Annotated in this window: 22 protein-coding genes; 19 read left to right on the top strand and 3 right to left on the bottom strand. The window is 72.9% G+C overall.

Annotated features, from left to right (window positions below; translation table 11 throughout):
- Nucleotides 1–3 precede the first annotated feature (3 nt).
- The 13 genes from ACK8OX_RS04845 (at nucleotide 4) to ACK8OX_RS04785 (ending at nucleotide 12,123) form a co-directional block, all read left to right on the top strand.
- On the top strand, nucleotides 4–1,245 hold the full coding sequence (locus ACK8OX_RS04845; protein WP_430662788.1) for an ABC transporter substrate-binding protein: 1,242 nt from the start codon (nucleotides 4–6) through the stop codon (nucleotides 1,243–1,245).
- A complete protein-coding gene (locus ACK8OX_RS04840) occupies nucleotides 1,242–2,147 on the top strand; it encodes a carbohydrate ABC transporter permease (RefSeq protein WP_430662787.1) in 906 nt (301 codons plus the stop codon). The genes ACK8OX_RS04845 and ACK8OX_RS04840 overlap by 4 nt, the downstream gene beginning before the upstream one ends.
- Complete coding sequence (locus tag ACK8OX_RS04835) at nucleotides 2,147–2,959, top strand: carbohydrate ABC transporter permease (RefSeq protein ID WP_430662786.1); 813 nt, start codon at nucleotides 2,147–2,149, stop codon at nucleotides 2,957–2,959. Before ACK8OX_RS04840 ends, ACK8OX_RS04835 begins: the two co-directional genes overlap by 1 nt.
- A complete protein-coding gene (locus ACK8OX_RS04830; RefSeq protein ID WP_430662785.1) occupies nucleotides 2,956–3,372 on the top strand; it encodes a carboxypeptidase-like regulatory domain-containing protein in 417 nt (138 codons plus the stop codon). The genes ACK8OX_RS04835 and ACK8OX_RS04830 overlap by 4 nt, the downstream gene beginning before the upstream one ends.
- Before the next feature lie 29 nt (nucleotides 3,373–3,401).
- Nucleotides 3,402–4,139 (top strand): shikimate dehydrogenase family protein, encoded by a 738-nt coding sequence (locus ACK8OX_RS04825; protein ID WP_430662784.1) that lies wholly within the window; start codon nucleotides 3,402–3,404, stop codon nucleotides 4,137–4,139.
- Nucleotides 4,136–4,999, top strand: a complete 864-nt coding sequence (locus ACK8OX_RS04820) for a polysaccharide deacetylase family protein (RefSeq protein WP_430662783.1) — start codon at nucleotides 4,136–4,138, stop codon at nucleotides 4,997–4,999. The genes ACK8OX_RS04825 and ACK8OX_RS04820 overlap by 4 nt, the downstream gene beginning before the upstream one ends.
- Nucleotides 4,996–5,670, top strand: coding sequence for an SDR family NAD(P)-dependent oxidoreductase (locus ACK8OX_RS04815; RefSeq protein WP_430662782.1), 675 nt, complete (start codon nucleotides 4,996–4,998; stop codon nucleotides 5,668–5,670). Before ACK8OX_RS04820 ends, ACK8OX_RS04815 begins: the two co-directional genes overlap by 4 nt.
- Before the next feature lie 193 nt (nucleotides 5,671–5,863).
- The gene (locus tag ACK8OX_RS04810) at nucleotides 5,864–6,724 is read left to right on the top strand and encodes an IclR family transcriptional regulator (protein WP_430662781.1); all 861 of its coding nucleotides are present in this window, start codon (nucleotides 5,864–5,866) and stop codon (nucleotides 6,722–6,724) included.
- On the top strand, nucleotides 6,721–7,773 hold the full coding sequence (locus ACK8OX_RS04805; protein ID WP_430662780.1) for a four-carbon acid sugar kinase family protein: 1,053 nt from the start codon (nucleotides 6,721–6,723) through the stop codon (nucleotides 7,771–7,773). The genes ACK8OX_RS04810 and ACK8OX_RS04805 overlap by 4 nt, the downstream gene beginning before the upstream one ends.
- The gene (gene pdxA / locus ACK8OX_RS04800) at nucleotides 7,770–8,813 is read left to right on the top strand and encodes a 4-hydroxythreonine-4-phosphate dehydrogenase PdxA (protein WP_430662779.1); all 1,044 of its coding nucleotides are present in this window, start codon (nucleotides 7,770–7,772) and stop codon (nucleotides 8,811–8,813) included. The genes ACK8OX_RS04805 and pdxA overlap by 4 nt, the downstream gene beginning before the upstream one ends.
- Nucleotides 8,810–9,940, top strand: a complete 1,131-nt coding sequence (locus tag ACK8OX_RS04795) for an iron-containing alcohol dehydrogenase (RefSeq protein WP_430662778.1) — start codon at nucleotides 8,810–8,812, stop codon at nucleotides 9,938–9,940. The genes pdxA and ACK8OX_RS04795 overlap by 4 nt, the downstream gene beginning before the upstream one ends.
- Before the next feature lie 12 nt (nucleotides 9,941–9,952).
- Nucleotides 9,953–11,119: a sialidase family protein gene (locus ACK8OX_RS04790; RefSeq protein WP_430662777.1), complete on the top strand. Its 1,167-nt coding sequence runs from the start codon at nucleotides 9,953–9,955 to the stop codon at nucleotides 11,117–11,119.
- A gap of 26 nt (nucleotides 11,120–11,145) precedes the next feature.
- Entirely contained in the window at nucleotides 11,146–12,123 is a 978-nt protein-coding gene (locus ACK8OX_RS04785; protein ID WP_430662776.1) for a Bug family tripartite tricarboxylate transporter substrate binding protein, read from the top strand.
- Between the two features lie 62 nt (nucleotides 12,124–12,185).
- Here ACK8OX_RS04785 and ACK8OX_RS04780 read toward each other — a convergent pair whose 3' ends face one another.
- Nucleotides 12,186–13,436: an MFS transporter gene (locus ACK8OX_RS04780; RefSeq protein ID WP_430662775.1), complete on the bottom strand. Its 1,251-nt coding sequence runs from the start codon at nucleotides 13,434–13,436 to the stop codon at nucleotides 12,186–12,188.
- Nucleotides 13,437–13,527: 91 nt separating this feature from the next.
- On the opposite strand from ACK8OX_RS04780, the gene ACK8OX_RS04775 reads away from it, so the two are divergent.
- Genes ACK8OX_RS04775 through ACK8OX_RS04765 form a run of 3 tightly spaced genes read left to right on the top strand, consistent with a single transcriptional unit; the run spans nucleotide 13,528 to nucleotide 15,515 of the window.
- Nucleotides 13,528–14,370 (top strand): sulfurtransferase, encoded by an 843-nt coding sequence (locus ACK8OX_RS04775; RefSeq protein WP_430662774.1) that lies wholly within the window; start codon nucleotides 13,528–13,530, stop codon nucleotides 14,368–14,370.
- Complete coding sequence (locus ACK8OX_RS04770) at nucleotides 14,367–15,080, top strand: aminotransferase class I/II-fold pyridoxal phosphate-dependent enzyme (RefSeq protein ID WP_430662773.1); 714 nt, start codon at nucleotides 14,367–14,369, stop codon at nucleotides 15,078–15,080. The genes ACK8OX_RS04775 and ACK8OX_RS04770 overlap by 4 nt, the downstream gene beginning before the upstream one ends.
- A gap of 3 nt (nucleotides 15,081–15,083) precedes the next feature.
- On the top strand, nucleotides 15,084–15,515 hold the full coding sequence (locus ACK8OX_RS04765) for a hypothetical protein (RefSeq protein ID WP_430662772.1): 432 nt from the start codon (nucleotides 15,084–15,086) through the stop codon (nucleotides 15,513–15,515).
- Here the strand turns inward: ACK8OX_RS04765 and ACK8OX_RS04760 are convergent.
- Both ACK8OX_RS04760 and ACK8OX_RS04755 read right to left on the bottom strand, forming a co-directional pair.
- Nucleotides 15,512–16,480, bottom strand: a complete 969-nt coding sequence (locus ACK8OX_RS04760; protein ID WP_430662771.1) for a Bug family tripartite tricarboxylate transporter substrate binding protein — start codon at nucleotides 16,478–16,480, stop codon at nucleotides 15,512–15,514. The two genes, ACK8OX_RS04765 and ACK8OX_RS04760, sit on opposite strands and share 4 nt — an antisense overlap.
- A 15-nt stretch (nucleotides 16,481–16,495) precedes the next feature.
- Nucleotides 16,496–17,062 carry an HD domain-containing protein gene (locus ACK8OX_RS04755; protein WP_430662770.1) on the bottom strand — a complete coding sequence of 189 codons (567 nt, stop codon included), beginning with the start codon at nucleotides 17,060–17,062 and terminating at the stop codon, nucleotides 16,496–16,498.
- Between the two features lie 118 nt (nucleotides 17,063–17,180).
- Here ACK8OX_RS04755 and ACK8OX_RS04750 point away from each other — a divergent pair, with 118 nt between their 5' ends.
- The 3 genes from ACK8OX_RS04750 to ACK8OX_RS04740 all read left to right on the top strand — a co-directional run bounded on the left by ACK8OX_RS04750 (nucleotide 17,181) and on the right by ACK8OX_RS04740 (nucleotide 19,936).
- Nucleotides 17,181–17,918 (top strand): SapC family protein, encoded by a 738-nt coding sequence (locus tag ACK8OX_RS04750; RefSeq protein ID WP_430662769.1) that lies wholly within the window; start codon nucleotides 17,181–17,183, stop codon nucleotides 17,916–17,918.
- Nucleotides 17,919–17,993: 75 nt separating this feature from the next.
- Entirely contained in the window at nucleotides 17,994–18,935 is a 942-nt protein-coding gene (locus tag ACK8OX_RS04745) for an isocitrate lyase/PEP mutase family protein (protein ID WP_430662768.1), read from the top strand.
- A gap of 17 nt (nucleotides 18,936–18,952) precedes the next feature.
- Nucleotides 18,953–19,936 carry a tripartite tricarboxylate transporter substrate binding protein gene (locus tag ACK8OX_RS04740; protein ID WP_430662767.1) on the top strand — a complete coding sequence of 328 codons (984 nt, stop codon included), beginning with the start codon at nucleotides 18,953–18,955 and terminating at the stop codon, nucleotides 19,934–19,936.
- Nucleotides 19,937–19,942 lie beyond the last annotated feature (6 nt).

The following is a 19,942-nucleotide window of genomic DNA, read 5'->3' as shown; positions in this document are numbered from 1 at the left end:
GCCATGCTCACCCGTCGCAGCCTGCTTGCCGCCGGCGCCCTCGCGCCGCTCGCCGCCCCCGCCTTCGGTCAGGCGCGGCGGCGCATCAGCTTCCTGACCTGGAACATCATCGACCAGGAACCGCTCATCCGCGGCTGGATCGCGAGCTTCGAGCGCGCGAATCCGGGCGCGGAGGTCGAATGGCTCGACAAGAAGGGCCCGGAACTGCCGCCCTTCTACCAGACCCAGCTGGCGGCCGGCACGCCGCCCGACGTCATCAACACCCAGGGCGCGCTGTGGCTGGAATACGCGGCGGGCGGCGCGCTGATGGACATGACCCCGCTGCTGGCGCAGGAACCGGCGGTGAAGGGCCGCTACAACGCGGAATACCTGTCCAACTGGACCTATGAGGGGCGGAACTTCATGCTGCCCTTCTACATCACCAAGACCCTGCTGTTCTGGAACCGCCCGATGTTCCAGCGCGCCGGCCTGTCCGGTCCGCCGCAGAACTTCGACGACATCCTGTCCTTCGCGGGCCGCATGGCGCAGGGCGACAATACCGGATTCCTGACGCTGAACTTCGACTGGCTCTACTGGCCGCTCTTCGCGATGAACGGGGTGGAGCTGCTGACCCCGGACATGCGCCGCCCGGCCTTCAACACGCCCCGCGCGGTGGAGGTGGTGGAACGCCTGGCCCGCGCCTCCGACAGCGGCGCGATCAACAAGATAAGCTGGACGGGACGCTGGGTGGAGCCGAACGGCGCCTTCGCGGCCGGCAATGTCGGCATGCTGCACGCGCATTCGCCGGCCTATTTCTTCATCAAGGGCCAGGGCAGCTGGATCAACCCGGAAACGTTGGGCGTCGGCCACGCGCCGGGCGGCTATTCCACGCCGAACAGCCACGGGCTCGGCATCTCCCGCGGGTCGCGGCAGCCGGAACTGGCCTGGGCCTTCGTGAAGCACATCACGGCGCGCGAACAGGCCAGCCAGCTGGCGACGCAGCGCCGCATCCTGACCGGCAACACGGAAGTGGACCAGGCGCTGCTGAACACGCTCCGCACCGACGACCCGCAGGTCCATGCGGTGCTGACGACGCAGCTGGAGCACACCGATCGGATGGTGGGCAAGTGGCCGCTGGCGAACGACGCCCGCATCAAGGACATCTTCTGGGCGGAGCTGCAGAGCGCGCTGCTGGGCCGCAAGCCGGCGCGCCAGGCGCTGGCGGATGCCGAGCGCCGCCTGACGCGGGAGATCGGGCGCGCATGACGGCGGCCTGGGGCAGGCGGCGGGTCCGGCAGTCCCTGCTGATCTTCTGCTTCCTGCTCCCCTCGCTGCTGATCTTCCTGCTGTACCGCGTGCTGCCGCTGGGCTGGAATGTCGTGCTGTCCTTCCAGTCCTGGTCGCCGATGCGCCCGCCGCGCTGGGTCGGGTTCGAGCATTACGAGGAGATGCTGTTCCACGACGACGTGTTCTGGCAGGCCTTCGCCAACACGCTCATCTGGATCGGCGCGGCGCCGGTCGCCATCGCGCTCGCGCTCGGCATCGCCTTGCTGGTGAACAGCGACCTGAAGGGCGCGAGCGTCTACCGCACCATCGTCTTCCTGTCCTACCCGCTGATGACGGTGGCGGTCGGCATCGTCTGGCGCTGGATGTATGACGAGCGCGGCGGCTTCATCAACTGGGCCCTGCGGGAGGCGGGGATCATCGACCGCCCGCTCGGCTTCCTGCAGAGCTTCGACATGGCGCTGCCCGCCGTGATCGTCACCGACATCTGGCAGATGCTGGGCTTCTACATGATCGTGCTGCTGGCGGGTCTGCAGCAGATCCCGCAGCACCTGTACGAGGCAGCGCGGGTGGACGGCGTGCCGGCCTGGGCGCGGTTCTGGCGCATCACCCTGCCGATGCTGCGGCCCGCGCTGTTCCTGTGCTGCGTGATCGGGCTGCTGAATTCCCTGACGTCCTTCGACCTGGTCTATGTGATGACCAATGGCGGGCCGGGCAGCGCGACGGAACTGCTGATCACCTATATCTACCGCCTGGGCTTCGGCCAGACGCGGTTCGACTACGCGGCGGCCGTTACCGTGGTGCAGTTCGCCCTGCTGCTGCTGCTGACCGTGCTGGCCAACCGCGCCGCCGGCGGCAATGCCGGCGCGGTGGAGCGCGACTGATGCGCCGGCGCTTCCCCTGGGCACGCCATGCAGTGCTCGTCCTCGTCTCCGCGGTCATGCTGCTGCCCTTCTACTGGGTCATCAAGACCGCCATCACAAACGAGAACATCTACGCCTACCCGCCGCGCCTGCTGCCGGTCGATCCCCACTTCTTCAACTTCGTCGATGTCTGGTACCTCATCCCCTTCCCGCGCTACCTGCTGAACAGCATCATCGTCTCGGCCATGGCGGTGGCGGGCAACGTGGTGCTGAACGCGCTGGCGGCCTATGCACTGACGAAGCACTTCGCGGCGAAGCGCCTGGTGATCGTGCTGCTGCTGTCCTGCACGCTGATCCCCTTCCAGGCGACGATCATCCCCGCCTACCTCATCACCGCGCGGCTCGGCCTGCTGAACACCCATCTCGGCCTCGCGCTGCCGCTGCTGTCGACCATCATCTGCATCTTCATCTACAAATCCGCATTCGAGGCGGTACCGCGCAGCCTGATCGACGCGGCGCGGATGGACGGGCTGGCGGAATGGCGCATCATCTGGAAGGTGCTGCTGCCGCTGTCGAAGCCGGCCATCGCGACCAATGTCATCCTCGCCTTCATCTGGTCCTGGAACAGCTTCATGTGGCCCCTGATCGTGACGAGGGAGGCCGGGATGCAGACCCTGCCGCTCGGCCTCGCGCGGTTCCTCTCCTACATGGAGGACACGACCGGCGCGCTCTACGCCTTCGTCTGCATGGTGCTCGCGCCCGGGATCCTGGTGTTCCTCATGGCGCAGTCCGCCTTCATCCGCGGCCTGACCAGCGGGGCGACGAAGGGATGACGGACGGGCCGGACCCGCAGGCCGTGCCGGCGCCGCCCCGCGCCCGGTGGTGGGCGTCGCGCTGGGTGGTCGTGCCCGGCGGCATCGCCGCGGTCGTGGTCGGCTGGAACCTCCACGTCGCGGCCAGTGCCGGCGGCGTGGTGGAGGGGCGGGTGGTGGACGCGGCCGGCCGGCCGGTGCCCGGGGCGCAGGTGCTGCTGTTCGAACGCTCCTTCGTCGTCAGCAACGAAAGCCAGCGCACCACGGCGGATGCGGAAGGCCGCTTCCGCTTCACCGGCAATGCCAGCCATGCCGTGCAGCTTCAGGCCGTGGCAGGGGCGCTGCGGTCGGACCGCGTGCTGCTGCGGCTGTGGTTCCGCGCCCAGGACCGACGCATGGAGGAACCCTTGCGCCTTCCGGCTGCCGCCTCGTGATCGGGTCCCGCACGCGGCTTATCTTCCTCGTGGGCGATCCGATCGGCCACACCAAGGGCTATGCCGACTATGCCGAGGCGCTGGCCGCGGCCGGGCTGGATGCGGCCTATCTTCCCGCGCATGTGCCGGCCGGGCGCTTCCGGGACTTCCTGGGCGGGCTGCGCCACCTGCGGAACCTGGCCGGCGTGGTCGCGACCATCCCTCACAAGCACGATGCCTATGCGGCGGCGACGCCCGATGCGGTCGCCCGCCGCGCCGGCAGCGCCAACCTGCTGCGGCCGACCGCCGATGGGTGGGAGGCGACGATGCTGGACGGCACCGGCTTCCGCGCCGCCGCCGATGCCGGCGGGATCGCCCTTGCGGGGCGGCGGGTGCAGCAGCTCGGTGCAGGCGGCGCCGGCCGCGCGGTCGCCATGGCGATCGCCGAGGCAGGCCCCGCCCGCCTGTCCGTCAGCGACCCCGATGCGGCGCGGGCCGAGGCGCTGGTGGCCGATATCCGCCGCGAATTCCCGACGGTCGGGGTAGTGGCCGCGCTCGGTCCCGCCGACACGCTCGTCAACTGCTCGCCGGTCGGCATGGGCACGGATGCGCGCCTGCCGGTGCCGGAGGACCTCGTCCCCGAGGGAGGCTTCGTGTACGACATCGTCAACCGCCCCGACACGCCGCTGGTCGAGGTGGCGCGCCGGCGCGGCTGCGTGGCCGACCACGGGCGCAGCATGATGCTGGCGCAGGTGCAATTGCTGATCCGCTTCCTGTTCGAACGATGACCCGACGCACCGTCCTGCTCCACGCCGACGATGTCGGCATGTGCCACGGCGCCAATGCCGCCTATCTCGACCTGTTCCGGGCGGGACGGATCGACAGCGGCAGCGTCATGGTGCCGTGCCCATGGTTCCCTGAGATCGCGCGGGAGGCAGCGGAGGATCCCGCGCTCGACCTCGGCATCCACCTGACGCTGACCAGCGAGTGGCACGGCTATCGCTGGGGGCCGATCTCCACCCGCAGCGGCGCGAGCGGGCTGCTCGATGCGAATGGCTTCTTCCCGCCCAACGTCGTGGCGCTCCGCGCCGCCGTCGTGCCCGAGGCGGCGGAGGCCGAGATGCGCGCGCAGGTCGAACGGGCGCTCGCCGCCGGGATCGATGCGACGCATCTCGACACGCATATGGGCGCGGCACTGGCGCCGGAGATCCTGCCCGCGACGCTGCGGCTGGCCCGCGAGTACCGCCTGCCGCTGCTGCTGCCCCGCGACATCGACAGCTACCTGGGCGTGCTGCGGCTGGGGGAGGTGGAGCGCGGGGCCTATGCCGATGCCTTCGCCGCGATCGAGGCCACGGGCATGCCGACCTTCGACCGCTTCACCATGACCCCCGGCGTGACGCCCACCGCCGAGAGCTACCGCGCCGTCGTCGCACCCGAAGGGCCGGGCCTGACCTTCGTGTCGCTCCATCCGAACCTGACGGGCGACATCGAGGCGATCACGGCGCGCCACCCGCGCCAGGACCCGGCCTGGCGCGTCAGGGAACACGCGCTGTTCGCCTCCGGCGCCGTGGATGCGCTGCTGGCGGCCGAGGGCATCCGGCGCACCGGCTTCCGGGCGTTGCGGGATGCCTGGCGGGCCGCGGGATGAGCCGCCATGCCGTGGTCACCGGTGCCAGTTCCGGCATCGGCGCCGCCATCACGGCGCGGCTGCTGGGGGAGGGCTGGCGCGTCACCGCGCTCGGCCGCCGCCCGCCGGCCGGGGACGCGCCGGGCCTGGATCACCGTGCGGTGGACCTGACGGAGACATCCGCGATCCCGCCCGTCGTCGCGGACCTTGCGGCGGATGCGCTGGTGCATGCGGCGGGGCTGATGCGCGGCGCGCCGCTCGGCGCACTCGATCCCGAGGCGGGGCGGGCGCTGTTCCGGCTGCATGTGGAGGCGGCCGAGGTCCTGGCCGACGCGCTGCTGCCGCGGATGCCGGATGGCGGGCGCATCCTGCTGATCGGCAGCCGAACATCGGCCGGCGCGCCGGGGCGAAGCCAGTATGCGGCGAGCAAGGCGGCGCTGGTCGGGCTCGCGCGGTCCTGGGCGGCGGAACTCGCGCCACGGGGCATCACGGTGAACGTCGTCGCGCCCGGCGCGACGGACACGCCGATGCTGCGCGACCCGGCGCGCGCCGGCATCGCGCCGCGCCTGCCGCCCATCGGCCGCCTGGTCCGGCCGGAGGAGGTCGCGGCCCTGGTCTGGTTCCTGCTCGGGCCGGAGGCGGGGGCGATCACGGGGCAGCAGATCATGGTCTGCGGCGGCGCCTCGCTCTGACGCCCGGCCGGGTTCCGGCCCGGCGACCTTCCTTCCTGACCTCCATCCCGCGCCCGCCTGCCCGCGGGCGCGGGATGGATCGTGCTTGACGCGGCGGCGCGGCGCCGCATAGGACTGCTCTGGACGCGAACTGTTTATCGCATTCCGATCATAACAGCCTGCGCGAGGACGCGGGCGGAGGAGGGACGACCGCTTGACCGCAAACGCCGCCCTGCCGCCCGCCCTGCCGTCCATCCCGCACGGGCCATCGGCCAATCCCAAGAACCAGGTCCAGTCCGTCGCCAAGGTCTTCGCCGTGCTGCGCGCCTTCGGCGATGGCCGGCCCGAGGCGACGGTGGCCGAGGTCGCGTCCCGCACGGGGCTCGACCGCGGCACCGCCTTCCGGCTGGTCCACACCCTCGCCGGCCTCGGCTATCTCCGCCCCGTGCCGGACAGCCGGCGCTTCCGGCTGACGCTGAAATGCCTCGAACTCGGCTTCTCCACCCTCTGCGCCGATGACCTTCCGGCGCATGCCGAGCCCCTGCTGCAGGAGGTCGTCCCCGCCGCGGCGGACGCGGCCTCCCTTGGCGTGCTCGAAGGGGGGGAGGTCGTCTACCTCGCGCGCGCCGAACGCGGGCTGCGGCATCATGGGCTGGTGCGGCGGCCGGGCGCGCGGCTCGGCGCCTACGCCACCGCGCTCGGCCAGGCGATCCTGGCCTTCCAGCCGAGGAGCGAGCAGCTGGCCCGGCTAGATGCGGTGGAGCGGGTGAAGCTGTCCGAACGCACGCTGACGGGCATCGACGAATTGCTGGACCGCCTGGCGCAGGTGCGCGCCCGCGGCCTGGCGGTGTCGGACGGTGAGAATGCCTACGGGCTTCGCACCGTCGCCGCCCCGGTGCTCGACCCGCACGGCGCACCCGCCGCCGCGGTCAGCTTGACCATCAGCGCGGCGCGGATGCCCATCGAGGCCTTCGTCGAGGCGGCGGCGCCCCACGCCCTGCGGATCGCCGGCGAACTGGCCGAGGGGATGCGCCTGTCGCTCGGCGCCATCGGCCTGCCGCGGCGCGGGCGATGAGGCTGCGGCTCCTCGCCGACGACCTGACCGGCGCGCTCGACAGCGCGGCCGAATTCACGGCCGCCTGCGGCCCGGTGGAGGTGCGGTGGGACGGGCGCGTGCCCGCGGGGTCCTTCGCGCTCGATGCTGGCACGCGCGAACGGCCGGAGTCCGAGGCCGCGGCGCGCATGGCCGCGCTGGCGCCCGCGCTGGCGGGGGAAGGGACCGCCTTCCGCAAGATCGACAGCCTGCTGCGCGGCCATGTCGCGGCCGAACTCGGCGCCTGCCTCGCCAGCCGCGCCTGGGCGCGTTGCGTCGTCGCGCCGGCCTTCCCGGCGCAGGGCCGCGTCACGCGGGGCGGGGTGCAGTGGGTTCGGGATGCCGGCGGCGCCCTGGTGCCGGCCGGCGACCTCCGCGCGGCGCTCGGCGCGCTGCCGGGGGTGACGATCCACGATGCCGAGACGGAGGACGACCTCGCCCGCATCGTGGCGGAGGCGCGGTGCCTGCCCGGGCCCGTGCTGTGGTGCGGCACGGGGGGGTTGGCGGGCGCATTGGCGGGGGCGGCCGTGCGGCCCGACCTGCATCTCGCGGGCCCGGTGCTCGGCCTGTTCGGGTCGGACAACCCCGCCACCGCGCGGCAGCTTGCTGCCTGCGACGACCTCGTGCTGCGGATCGCGGATGGCGGCGCCGGGGATGCGGCGCGGGTGGCGCGGCGCCTTGCGGGCGACGGCGTCGCGATGGTCGCGCCGGCACTTCCCGCGGGCCTTCCCCGTACCGAGGCCGCGGCCCGCATCGCGGAGGCCTTCGCGGCGTTGACGGCGCGCCTTCCCCCGCCGGCGACGCTGCTGGTGGCGGGCGGCGAGACGCTGCGGATGCTCTGCGCGGCGCTCGGCGCCTCGGCGCTGCGCGCGACCGGCCTCGTCCTGCGCGGCGTCCCGCGTTCCCTCCTGGTCGGCGGGCGCTGGGACGGCACCCTCGTCATCTCCAAATCCGGCGCCTTCGGCGCCGATGCGCTGTGGCGCGACCTGCTCGCGTCGAACGGCCTGGCCAAGGAACCCACCCCCGCATGAGCGCGCCGCGCCACCTTGCCGTCACCATGGGCGATCCCGCCGGGATCGGGCCCGAGATCATCGTGAAGGCCTGCACCGCGCTGGCCCCGCGCATCGCGGCCGGCGAACTTCGCCTGCTCGTCCTCGGCAGCGGCCCCGCGCTGGAAAGCGCCCGCGCGATGCTGGGCGCCGCGCCGATCCCGCAGGTGGAGGAGGATGCGGAATGGCCCGCGCTCGCCTTCCTCCAGGCCGCGCCGGAAGGCGCGCCGATCATGCCCGGCGTGCTCGGCCCCGATGGCGGGCGGCTCGCCTACCACGCGATCGAGCGCGCGGTGCGCCTGGCGCAGGCCGGGCGGGTCGGCGCGCTGGTGACCGCGCCGCTGAACAAGGAGGCGCTGAACGCCGCCGGCTTCCACCATGCCGGCCATACCGAGATGCTGGCGGCGCTGACCGGCGTGACGGGCAGCGTGATGCTGCTGGCGCATGGCAACATGCGGGTCAGCCACGTCACCACCCATGTCGCGCTGGAGGATGTGCCGAAGCGCGTGACGCCGCAGCGCATCCGCCTGGTGCTGGACCTGACGCACCAGGCGCTGCGAGACCTCGGCATCGCGCGCCCGCGCATCGCGGTGGCGGCGCTGAACCCGCATGCCGGGGAAGGGGGCCTGTTCGGCCGGCAGGACATCGAGGTGACGGCCCCCACCATCGCGCAGGCGGTGGCGGACGGGATGGACGTGGCCGGCCCGGTGCCTGGGGACACGGTCTTCGTGAAGCTGCGCGCGGGGCAGTACGACGCCGTGGTCGCGATGTACCACGACCAGGGCCACATCCCGGTGAAGCTGCTGGGCTTCCATGTCGATCCCGCCACCGGGCGATGGGACGCGCTGTCGGGTGTCAACATCACGCTCGGCCTGCCGATCATCCGCACCTCGGTCGACCACGGCACCGCCTTCGACATCGCCGGCCGCGGCATCGCGAGCGAGCGGAGCCTGATCGAGGCGATCGACTACGCCGAGCGGCTCGCGGCCAACCGCGCGGCGCGGCAGGAGAAGGCGGCATGACGGCCTCCGCCACCCCGATCGAGATGCTGCGGCCGCCGCGCATCGAATTCGGCGCCGGCACCGCGCCGCGGCTCGGCGACTGGGCGAGGGAACGCGGACTCGGGCGCATCCTCGTCGTCACCAGCCCCTCCGTCGCGTCCATGCTGCCGCGGCTCGGACTGCCGGGCGAGGTGACGACCTTCGCCGAGGCGAAGCCGGAACCCGACATGCCGAACCTCGATGCGCTGCTGGCGGTGGCGGGGCGCGTGCGGCCGGAACTGGTGGTGGGCTTCGGCGGCGGCAGCGCGATGGACCTCGCGAAGCTTGCCGCCGTGCTGCCGGGCAGCGGCCAGGGCATCCGGGACGTGGTGGGGCCTGAGCGAGTGGCCGGCCGCAGCGTCGCGCTTGCCCAGGTGCCGACCACCGCGGGCACGGGCAGCGAAGGCGGGACGCGGGCGCTGGTGACGGACCCGGCGACGCTGAGCAAGCTTGCGGTGCAGAGCCGCCACATGCTGGCCGACATCGCCGTGGTGGACCCGGAACTCACCTTTTCCGTCCCCGCGGCGTTGACGGCGGCCACCGGCGTCGATGCGCTGGCGCATTGCGTGGAGGCCTTCACCAGCCGGCGCGCGCATCCGCTGATCGACCTGTACGCGCTGGAGGGCATCCGCCTGGTCGGGCGCTTCCTGCCGCGTGCCGTCGCCGACGGGCGCGATGCGGAAGCGCGGGCGGGGCTGATGCTGGCCTCGATGTACGGCGGCTTCTGCCTCGGCCCGGTGAACACCACGGCGGGGCATGCGGTCGCCTATCCGCTCAACACGCGGCTGCACATGGCGCATGGCCTGGCCTGCGCGCTGGTCTTCCCGCACACGCTGGCCTTCAACGCGCCGGCGGTGCCGGAGAGGACGGCGCTGATCCTGGATGCGCTCGGCGCCCCGGCCTCGGCCGATCCCGCCGCGGTGCGCGACGCCGCGCTGGCATTCTGCGCGGGCCTCGGGATGGAGATGCGCCTGTCCCGCCACGGCGTTCCGGCCGATGCGCTGCCCGCGATGGCGGAGGAGGCGCATGGCATCCGCCGCCTGCTGGACTGGAACCCGCGCGACATCTCGGCTGCCGGGATCCTCGATCTCTACCGCGCGGCCCTCTGAGGAATGACAGCCATGGACGGCACCATCCCCGCACGCCCCGAGACGCTGGCCCCCGTGCCGGGCGATCCCGCTCGGCTCGAATGCTTCCTCCCTACGAACCGCGTGCAGAACCACGCCGCCTTCCTGATGGAACTGCCGGGCGGCGCCATGGGATGCGTCTGGTTCGCCGGCACGCAGGAAGGCATCCCGGACATCTCGGTGATGTTCTCCCGCCTCGACCCCGGGGCGCTGCGCTGGACGGCGCCGGTGCAGCTTTCGGACGACCCGACGCGGTCGGAGCAGAACCCGCTGCTGTTCAACGCACCGGACGGCACGATCTGGCTGCTGTGGACGGCGCAGGTGGCGGGCAACCAGGACACCGCGATCGTGCGGCGCCGCATCTCCCGCGACGGCGGGCGCAGCTGGGGGCCGGTCGAGACGCTGCTCGGCGCCGGGGAGGGCTTCGGGACCTTCATCCGCCAGCCGATCCTGGTGCTGGCGAATGGCGACTGGTTGCTGCCGATCTGGCGCTGCACCAGCCCGCCTGCCGGCGCCTGGACCGGTGACCGCGACACCTCCTCCGTCATGATCTCCTCCGACGCGGGCGCGACCTGGACCGAGCATCCGGTCCCCGGCAGCACCGGATGCGTCCACATGAACATCCTCGATGCCGGCGACGGCACGCTGCTCGCGCTGTTCCGCAGCCGCTGGGCGGATTTCATCCACGAAAGCCGTTCGTCCAACGGCGGCCGCAGCTGGTCCGCGCCGGTGCCGACCGCGCTGCCCAACAACAACTCCTCCATCCAGGCGGTGCGGCTGGCCAATGGCCACATCGCGATGGTCTTCAACGACAGCAGCGCGGACCAGGCCACGGGCCGGCGCCTGTCGCTCTACGACGACATCGGCGGCGAGCCGCCGGCCGCGCCGCCCGCCGATGGCCGCGCCGCCTTCTGGGGCGCGCCGCGCGCGCCGATGACGCTGGCGATCAGCGAGGATGGGGGCCGGACATGGCCGCATCGCCGCAACCTCGAGGTCGGCGACGGCTACTGCATGACCAACAATTCGAAGGACAGGCAGAACCGCGAATTCTCCTATCCGACCATCCGGCAATCGCCCGACGGGGCGCTGCACATCGCCTACACCTACTGGCGGCAGGCCATCAAATACGTCCGGGTGGACGAAGCCTGGGCCAAGGCCTGAACCGGAACGCAAGGGGAGGAACCACCATGAACCGCCGTCACCTGCTCGCCGCCACTGCGGGCGGCCTCGCCACGCTCGCCTCGCCCGCCGTGCAGGCGCAGCCGGGCTGGCCGCATGGCCGCCCGCTGCGCGTCATCTGCCCCTGGCCGCCTGGCGCCGCGAACGACATGCTGGCCCGCCTGACCGGCGCGCGCCTGCAGGAGAAGCTTGGCGCCACCGCGGTGGTCGAGAACCGCACCGGCGGCGCCGGGCTGATCGGCACGAGGGAGGTGCTGAACGCCGCGCCGGACGGCTATACGCTGCTCGCCTCCGCCTTCAACACGGCGGTGATGCCGCTGGTGCTGAGAAGCGCGAATTTCGACCCGCAGACCGATCTCGAGGTCTGTGCCCGCACCGCGCAGGCACCGCTGGTGATGACGATCGCCGGCAACCGCCCGCAGCGCACCCTGGCCGAGGTGGTGGCCGCCGCGAAGGCGCGCCCGCAGGACTGGTCCATCGCCGTCACCTCGCTCGGCGCGGCGAGCCACCTGGCCACGATCGAGTTCAATCGCCGCACTGGCGCGAACCTCGAGATGGTGGCCTATCGCGGCACGCAGCCGGCGCTGCAGGACCTGATGGCGGGGAACGTCCAGCTGCTGATCGACCCCAGCTTCAACCTGCTGCCGCACACCGAAGGCGGGCGCATCCGCGCACTCGGCATCGCGTCGAAGGAACGTTCGCCGCTGGCGCCGACCGTGCCCACGATGGGAGAGGCGGGGCTGCCCGGCTACGAGTTCCAGTCCTGGTACGGCGTCTGGGCGCCGAAGGGCACCCCGGCCGAGATCTGCCAGCGCGTCAACGACCTGATGCAGGAGACGATGCGTGACCCCGTCATCGTCCAGCGCCTGACCCAGCAGGTGCTGGAGCCGGTGACGGAAAGCATCGCCGACACCCGCCGCTTCATCGCGGGCGAGATCGTGCGCGCGACGGAGCTGCTGCGCAGCGTCAACTACCAGCCCGAATAGGCGGCCGGAACGCGGGCGCGCCATCCATCCCCGCAGGTCCGGGGAAGGGTGGCGCGCCGCAGTCACATCGGCTTCGGGGCGCCCTCCGCCACCTCCTCCAGCCGGTCGATGCCCCGCAGCGCGGGGAAGATCCGCATCCAGGCCAGCGCGACGGCCACCGTGCAGGCGCCGCCGATGGCGGCGGCCGCCATAGGCCCGATCGCCGCGGCCATGCCGCCGGCGCGGAATTCGCCAAGCTGGTTGCTCGCGCCGATGAACAGCGAATTCACCGCCGCGACGCGCCCGCGCATCTCGTCCGGCGTGCCGAGCTGCACGATGGATTGCCGCACCACCACGCTGACCACGTCAGCCGCCCCCACCACCACCAGCAGCGCCACCGACAGGATGAGCGAGGTCGACAGCGCGAAGCCCGTGGTGGCGACGCCGAACAGGATCACCGCCTGGAACATCCGCAGCCCGCTTCGCCCCCGCAGCGGACGCCAGGCGAGGAACAGGCCGGTCGCCATCGCCCCCACCGCCGGCGCCGCCCGCAGCATGCCGAGCCCGACCGGACCCGCCGCCAGGACGTCCCGCGCATAGACCGGGAACAACGCCGCGGCCCCGCCCATCGCCACCGCCACCATGTCGAGCGAGACCGCGCCCACCAGCACCGGGCGCGCCCGCAGGAAGGCCACGCCCTCGAAGAAGCGCGCGAGTCCCGCACCCCCCGCCGCCGGGACATGCGGCGGCACCGCGATGGCCAGCGCCATCGCCCCCGCCGCCAGCAGCGCCACCGCCGCCGGCAGGTAGGCCGCCGCCGTCCCGCCGAGCACGATCAGCGCCCCGGCCACCGCCGGTCCGCAGATGGTCGCAAGCTGCCCCGCCGTGGTGGTCAGCGACACCGCGCGCGGGAACAGCGCGCCCGGCACCACGCCCGGCAGCAGCGCCTGCTGGGCCGGCATCTCGAAGGCGCGGGCGATGCCGAGCAGGCCGACCAGGACGAAGATCGCGGTGCGGTCCAGCCATCCCGCCAGGCTGCCGAGGCCGAGCGCGAGCACCGCCACCCCCGCCGCCATGCGGCAGGACCCGACGACCAGCTTGCGCGGGTGCCTGTCGGCCACATGCCCCGCCGGCAGCGTCATCAGCAGCACCGGCAGGAACTGCACCAGGCCCAGCAGCCCGAGGTCGAGCGCGCTGCCCGTGAGTTCGTACAGCTGCCAGCCCACCGCGACGGCCTGCACCTGCAGGGCCCCCTGGGACAGGATGCGGGAGGAGAGGAACAGCAGGAAAGGCGCGCGCTTCAGCAGCGCCGCGCCGCCCGGGGGATCGGCCATGGCCGACAGCGGAGCATCCGGCGCGCCTGCCGTCCACCTCCCGGCCGGGCGCCGTCCGCGCTATGATCGGGGGGATGCCCGGAGGACCACGATGACCCTGCCGCAGGATCCGCGCGCGCGGGTGCTGATCACCCCCGCCGACCTCGCGCGGCTGGACGGCGCGGCGGTGCTTGCGGTGCGGAACCCGCGCGGCGACGAGGGCCGCACGCCGCGCATCCCGGGCGCCGTCGACGTGGACCTGCCGACCGAACTTGCCGGACCCGGCGGCGGCACGCGCGGCAGCCGGCCCCTGCCGGACATCGCGGCGTTGCAGGCCCATGCACGACGCTGGGGCCTCCGCCAGGGCCAGCCGGTCGTGGTCTACGACCATGACCGCGGCCTGGTCGCGGGGCGCGGCTGGTGGGTGCTGCGCTGGGCGGGGATCGCCGATGTGCGCCTGCTGGATGGCGGCTTCGCCGCCTGGGAAGCGGCCGGCCTGCCGGTGGCCCGGACCCCGGCCCCGGCGCCGCCGGCGGGCGATGTCGTGCTTTCCGCCGGGCACCTGCCGGTGCTGGATGCCGATGGCGCGGCGGCGCTGGCGCGCGCCGGCGTGCTGCTCGATTCGCGCATCCGCCCCAACTACATCGGCGCCGCCGCCGCACCCGGCCAGCCGAAGCGCGGCCACATCCCCGGCGCGCTCAGCGCCCCCGCGACCGACAACCTGACCGAGCCCGGCCCCTTCGCCGAGGCCGAGACGCTGCGGCATCTCTACGCCGCGCTCGGCGCCGAGGGTTCGAGGCCGGTCGGCGTCTATTGCGGCGCCGGCATCTCGGCCGCGCTCAACGTCCTCGCCCTCGCCTCGCTGGGGATCGAGGCCGCGATGTATCCCGGATCATGGTCCGCCTGGGCCGCCGATCCGGCCCGTCCTGCCATCGTAGGGGGCAAGCCCGAGTGACACCGTTCGACGCCGTGATCGACCGCCGCGACAGCGGCTGCAACAAGTGGAACCGCTACGAGGCGGATGTGCTGCCCATGTGGGTGGCCGACATGGATTTCCCGGCCTGCGCGCCCATCCTGGATGCGCTGCGCGCGCGGATCGACCACGGCGTGCTCGGCTACGGGATGGCGCAGGCGCGGCTGCGGCGGGCGATCGTCGCGCATCTGGACCGGCAATACGGCTGGCGCGTGGCGCCCGAGGCGGTGATCCCGCTGCCGGGGGTGGTGCCCGGCTTCAACCTGGCGCTGCGCGCCACCTGCGCGCCGGGCGCGGGCGTGGTGGTGCAGACGCCGGTCTATCCGCCGATGCTGAAGGCGCCGGACAACTGGGGACTGCGCCGCATCGACGCGCCGCTGGCCGCGGAGGGCGAGGTGGAGCCGGCCGCCTTCCGCGCCGCGCTCGCCGCCGCCGGGCAGGGCGCCTTCCTGCTGTGCAACCCGCACAACCCGACCGGCCGCGTCTTCCGGCGCGAGGAGCTGGAGACGATGGCGGAAGCCGCGCTCTCGGCCGGCGTCGCGATCGTCTCCGACGACATCCATTGCGACCTGCTGTTCGACGGGCGGCGCCACATCCCCGTTGCCTCGCTCTCGCCCGAGGTCGGCGCGCGGACCATCACGTTGATGTCCGCGGGCAAGACCTGGAATATCGCCGGGCTGAACGCCGCCTGAGCGGTGGTGGAGGATGCCGGGCTGCGCGCCCGCTACGCCGCCGCGATTGCCGGCGTCGCGGACCATGCCAACATCCTCGGCCTGATCGCCACCGTCGCGGCGCTGGAGGGTGGGGAGCCCTGGCGGCAGGACGTGCTGCGCCACCTGCAGGCCAACCGGGACTGGCTGGTGGAGGCCGTCGCCACGCGGCTGCCGGGCCTTTCGATGCGAAGCCCGGAGGGGACCTACCTCGCCTGGCTCGACTGCACCGCCGCACCGCCCGCCGTCGCCGCGGACCCGCAGCGCTTCTTCCTCGACCACGCGCGGGTCGGCTTCAACCCCGGCCCGGATTTCGGCCCGCCGGGCCGGGGCTTCGTCCGGCTCAACTTCGGCTGCCCGCGGCCGCTGCTGGAGGAAGGCGTGGCGCGGATGGAGCGGGCGCTGGCGGCGGCCTAGTTCGCCGTCACGCCCGTCCGGCGCACCGCCTCGGCCCAGAAGGTCAGGTTGTCGGCGACGAAGGCGGTATGGGTGGCAGGGTCCTGCACCAGCGGCTCGAAGCCGATGGCGCGGAAGCGTGCGACCAGCTCCGGCTGGGTCAGGATCTCCGCCAGCGCGCGCGAGAGCCGCGCCGTCGCATCCGCCGGCATCCCCGCCGGGCCGGCGATGCCGAACCAGTTCTCGACGACGATGCGGGGCAGGCCGAGTTCCGCGAAGGTCGGCACCTCGGGCAGGGAGGCGACCCGCTGCCGCGCGGAGACCGCCAGCGCCCGCAGCGACCCGGCCGCGATGTGCGGCGCGGCGGAAGGCAGGCTGTCGCACATCGCCGGCACCTCGTTGCCCAGCACCGCCTGGAGGGCAGGCCCGGCGCCGCGATAGGGAACGTGGACGATCTCCACCCCCGCCTCGTGCTTGATGAGTTCCCCGAGGATGTGGTTCGACGACCCGTTGCCGGAGGTAGCGTAGTTGATCGCCCCCGGCCGGCGCCGCGCCTCCGCCACGAACCCCGCGAAGTCGCGCGCCGGGAAGGACGGGTGGACCACCAGCACGCTGTTGAACAGGCCGAGCATGCCGACATGCGTGAAGTCCCGCAGCGCGTCGTAGCCGGGATTGGCCACCACTGCCGGCACGATCCCGTGCGACCCGACGCCGGAGACGACCAGCGAATAGCCATCCGGCGCCATCCGCGCCACCGCCTGCGACCCGACGCCGCCCGAGGCGCCGCCCCGGTTCTCCACCACCACCGTCTGGCCCAGCACGGCGCCCAGCCGTTCCGCGGCCAGCCGCCCCACCACGTCGGTTGACCCGCCGGGTGGGAAGGGGACGACGAGGCGGATGGTGCGGTTCGGCCAGCCGCCCTGCGCCCGTGCAAGGGCGGGGGCCGCCAGCGTGGCCAGCAGGGTGCGGCGCGCGAGCTTCGTCATGCGGTCTCCAGGCGTTCAGCGGCGGCGGAGGATCTGTTCCTTCACGAACTGGTCGCGATGGATGGCGGTGACGTCCAGCTCGTCCGCCAGGTAGACGATGCGCCCTTCCAGCGTCTCCGGCAGCTTCGCGGCGGAGGGGCTGTGGGTGGCGATGATGTGCAGCACGGGCAGCGGCACGCCGTGCTGGGCGGCGATGCGCGCGGCCTCGAAGGCATGCGGCATGGCACGGCCCAACTCCGTCTTCTCGATGCCGCCGCCCGGCGCCGGGCGGTACTCGACGAGTTTCGAGGCGTCCTGCAGCAGGCAGGCGGCGATCAGCACGTCGCGGTCGATGCGCGTGCCATGGAAGCGCGCCAGCACCTCCGCCATGGCCAGCGCCAGCGCGGTGACGCTGCGGGTGTGCGGGACGTTGGGATAGGGGATCTCGCCCGAGGTCGGCACGGCGGCGAGGTCGGGGAATTCGCTCCGCGCCCACAGCTCCGCCCAGACCGCGCGCACCTGGCCGGCCAGTGCGGGGTCGGAGATCTGCGCAACCTCCGGGAAATGCGCGTCGAGGTCCAGCGGCGGGCGTGCGGCATCCATCGGCGAAGGCTAGGCGCGGGGACGCGCGGGCCGCAAGGGGCGGCGTGTCCGGGACACCACGGTTCCGCCGCGGCGCGGAAGGTCCTATCCTTTCCTGCCTCATCGGGAACCACGGCGCATGGCCACGCAGCAGCTGTTCTACCGCAGCCCCGTCCCGGTCAGCTTCGACCGGCACCACGACCTGTCCATCCGCGCGGGTGGGGGCCACGCCTTCGCGGCGGACGTGAACTCGGTGCCCGTCACCGCGGTGGAATTCGCGGCCGCCTCCGCCGAATACCCGTTGGTCTTCGCGGGCACGCCCGAAGCGGTCTTCCCCGCCGTCATCCTCGGCCTCGACACCGACCGGAATCTCTGGGTCGATGCCGAGGGCAGGTGGCGGGGCCGCTACGTGCCGGCCTTCGTGCGCCGCTACCCCTTCGCCTTCTCCGAGGATACGGCGGCGGGGACCTTCACCCTGCATGTCGACGAGGCCTACGAGGGCTGCAACCGCGACGGCCGGGGCGAACGGCTGTTCGATGCGGAGGGCGCGCACACGCAGTATCTCCGCACCGTGCTCGGCTTCCTGCAGGACTACCAGGCGAGCTTCCGCGCGACCCAGGCCTATTGCGCGCGACTGCTCGAACTCGGCCTGCTCCAGCCCATGCAGGCGCAGTTCAGCCTGCCCGGCGGGGGGGAGCGTTCGCTGTCCGGCTTCATGGTGGTGGACCGCGCCCGGCTGAAGGCCCTGCCGGCCGAGGTCGTGGCCGACATGCTGGCCAGGAACGAGCTGGAATGCACCTTCCTCCACCTCGCCTCGCTGCAGCATTTCCACGCCATGCTGGAACGCGCGCAGCCGGCGCCTGCCGCGGCCGAGTAGGGGGCGCGCCGCCGCGCCTTCCCTCCGGCCGCGCGGGTGCTAGTCTCGGGCGGAAGCGCGGGAGCGGGGACGGGCATGGACGGCGCCATCCGGAAGACGACGCAGATGCGCCGCCTGCTTGCGGGCGGGGAGGTCGTCGTCTCGCCCGGCGTCTATGACGGCTACAGCCTGCGCCTGGCCGAACGCGCCGGCTTCCAAACCGCCAGCACCAGCGGCGCGGGCATCGCCAACAGCCGGCTCGGCGTGCAGGACACCGGCATGATGTCGCTGCACGAGAATGTGGATGCCTGCCGCGCGCTGGCCGCGACCGCGACGATCCCGCTGATGGCGGACGCCGACACGGGCTACGGCAATGCCGTGACCGTCTTCCACGCCGTCCGCATGTTCGAGGATGCGGGTGTCGTCGGCATCAACATCGAGGACCAGGAATTCCCGAAGCGCTGCGGGCACATGAAGGGGAAGGAGCTGATCCACCCCCTGGAGATGGCGAAGAAGATCGAGGCCGCGGCCCGGGGCCGGCGCGACGCGGACTTCATCATCAACGCGCGCACCGACGCCATCGCGGTCGAGGGGATCGAGGCGGCGGTCGAGCGCGCGAAGCTCTATGCCGCGGCCGGCGCCGACATGATCTTCCCCGATGCGGTGCGCGGCGAGGATGACATCCGCCGCATCTGCGACGCCGTGCCGGTCGCGGTCTCCATCAACATCGGCTTCGGCATCCGCAGCCGCCCGACCACGCCGCTGATCCCGGTGCGGCGGCTCAAGGAACTCGGCGTGCGCCGCGTCAGCGTCCCGCGCATGCTGCCCGCCGCCGCGCTGCGGGCGATGGAAGGCGCGCTCGGCCTGCTGCGCCACGCGCTCGAGACCGGGGAGGTGGTGGACCGCCCCGACCTGCTGTTCTCGATCGACGAGATCAAGCGGCTGATGGACTACGAAAGCCTGGAGCGGCTGGAGGAGGAGTTCCTGCTGCCGGAACAGCTCCACCGCAAATACCAGGCCGGCAAGGCAATGATCTGAAGGACCGGAGGACGGCGATGACGGGCATGATCGGCCGGCGCGGCGCGCTGGCTCTGGGCGGCGCGGCGCTTCTCGGGAAGGGGGCGGCGGGTCAGGGGGCATGGAACCCGGACCGCCCGTTGCGGATGCTGGTGGGCTTCCCCGCCGGCGGCGTCACCGACGTGATCGCCCGCGTCGCGGCGGAAGGCATGGCCGCGCGGCTCGGCCAGCCCGTCATCGTGGACAACCGCGCTGGCGCCGGCGGCAACATCGCGGCCGCGCAGGCGGCGCGCGCGGCGCCGGACGGGCACACGCTGCTGCTGGCCACCAACAACAGCCACGGGGCCAACCCGGCGCTCTACCAGAATATCGGCTTCGACCCGGTGCGCGACTTCACGCCAGTGGCGCTGCTGGCCAGCATCACCAACGTGCTCGTCGTCCATCCCTCGCTGCCCGCGCGCAATGTGGCGGAACTGGTGGAGCTGGCGAAGGCGCGGCCCGGGCGGATGAACTTCGCCTCCGCCGCCGTCGGCGCCGCCGGGCACCTGGTGGGGGAGATGTTCAAGACCCGCACCGGCACCGACATCGTCCATGTTCCCTTCCGCGGCGCCGCCCCCGCGCAGACCGAGGTCGTGGCCGGTCGGGTCGAGATGCTGTTCGGCACGCTCCAGACGGTGCTGGAGCCGGTGCGCGCCGGGCAGCTCCGCGCGCTGGCCGTCACCTCCCTCGCGCGCGTGCCGCAGCTGCCCGAGGTGCCGACCCTGGCCGAGACGGTGATCCCCGGCTTCTCCGCCGATGCCTGGTTCGCGCTGTTCGGCCCCGCCGGCATGGGCGAGGGCGTGACGGCGCGCCTCAACGCCGCGGCGCGCGATGCGCTGGCTGACCCGGCGCTGCGCGCGCGGCTCACCGACCAGGGCTTCGCCGTCCATGTCGGCACCCCGGCCGAACTGCGCGCCTTCGTGCCCGCGGAGATCGAGAAATGGGGCGAGGCGGTCCGCATCTCCGGCGCGCGGGGCGAATGATGCGGC

Source organism: Falsiroseomonas sp. CW058, from assembly GCF_050563535.1.
In the GTDB taxonomy this organism is placed as follows: Bacteria; Pseudomonadota; Alphaproteobacteria; order Acetobacterales; family Acetobacteraceae; genus Falsiroseomonas.
Note: the sequence above shows the minus strand (reverse complement) of the source record. Positions and strands in the feature narration are given on the sequence as shown.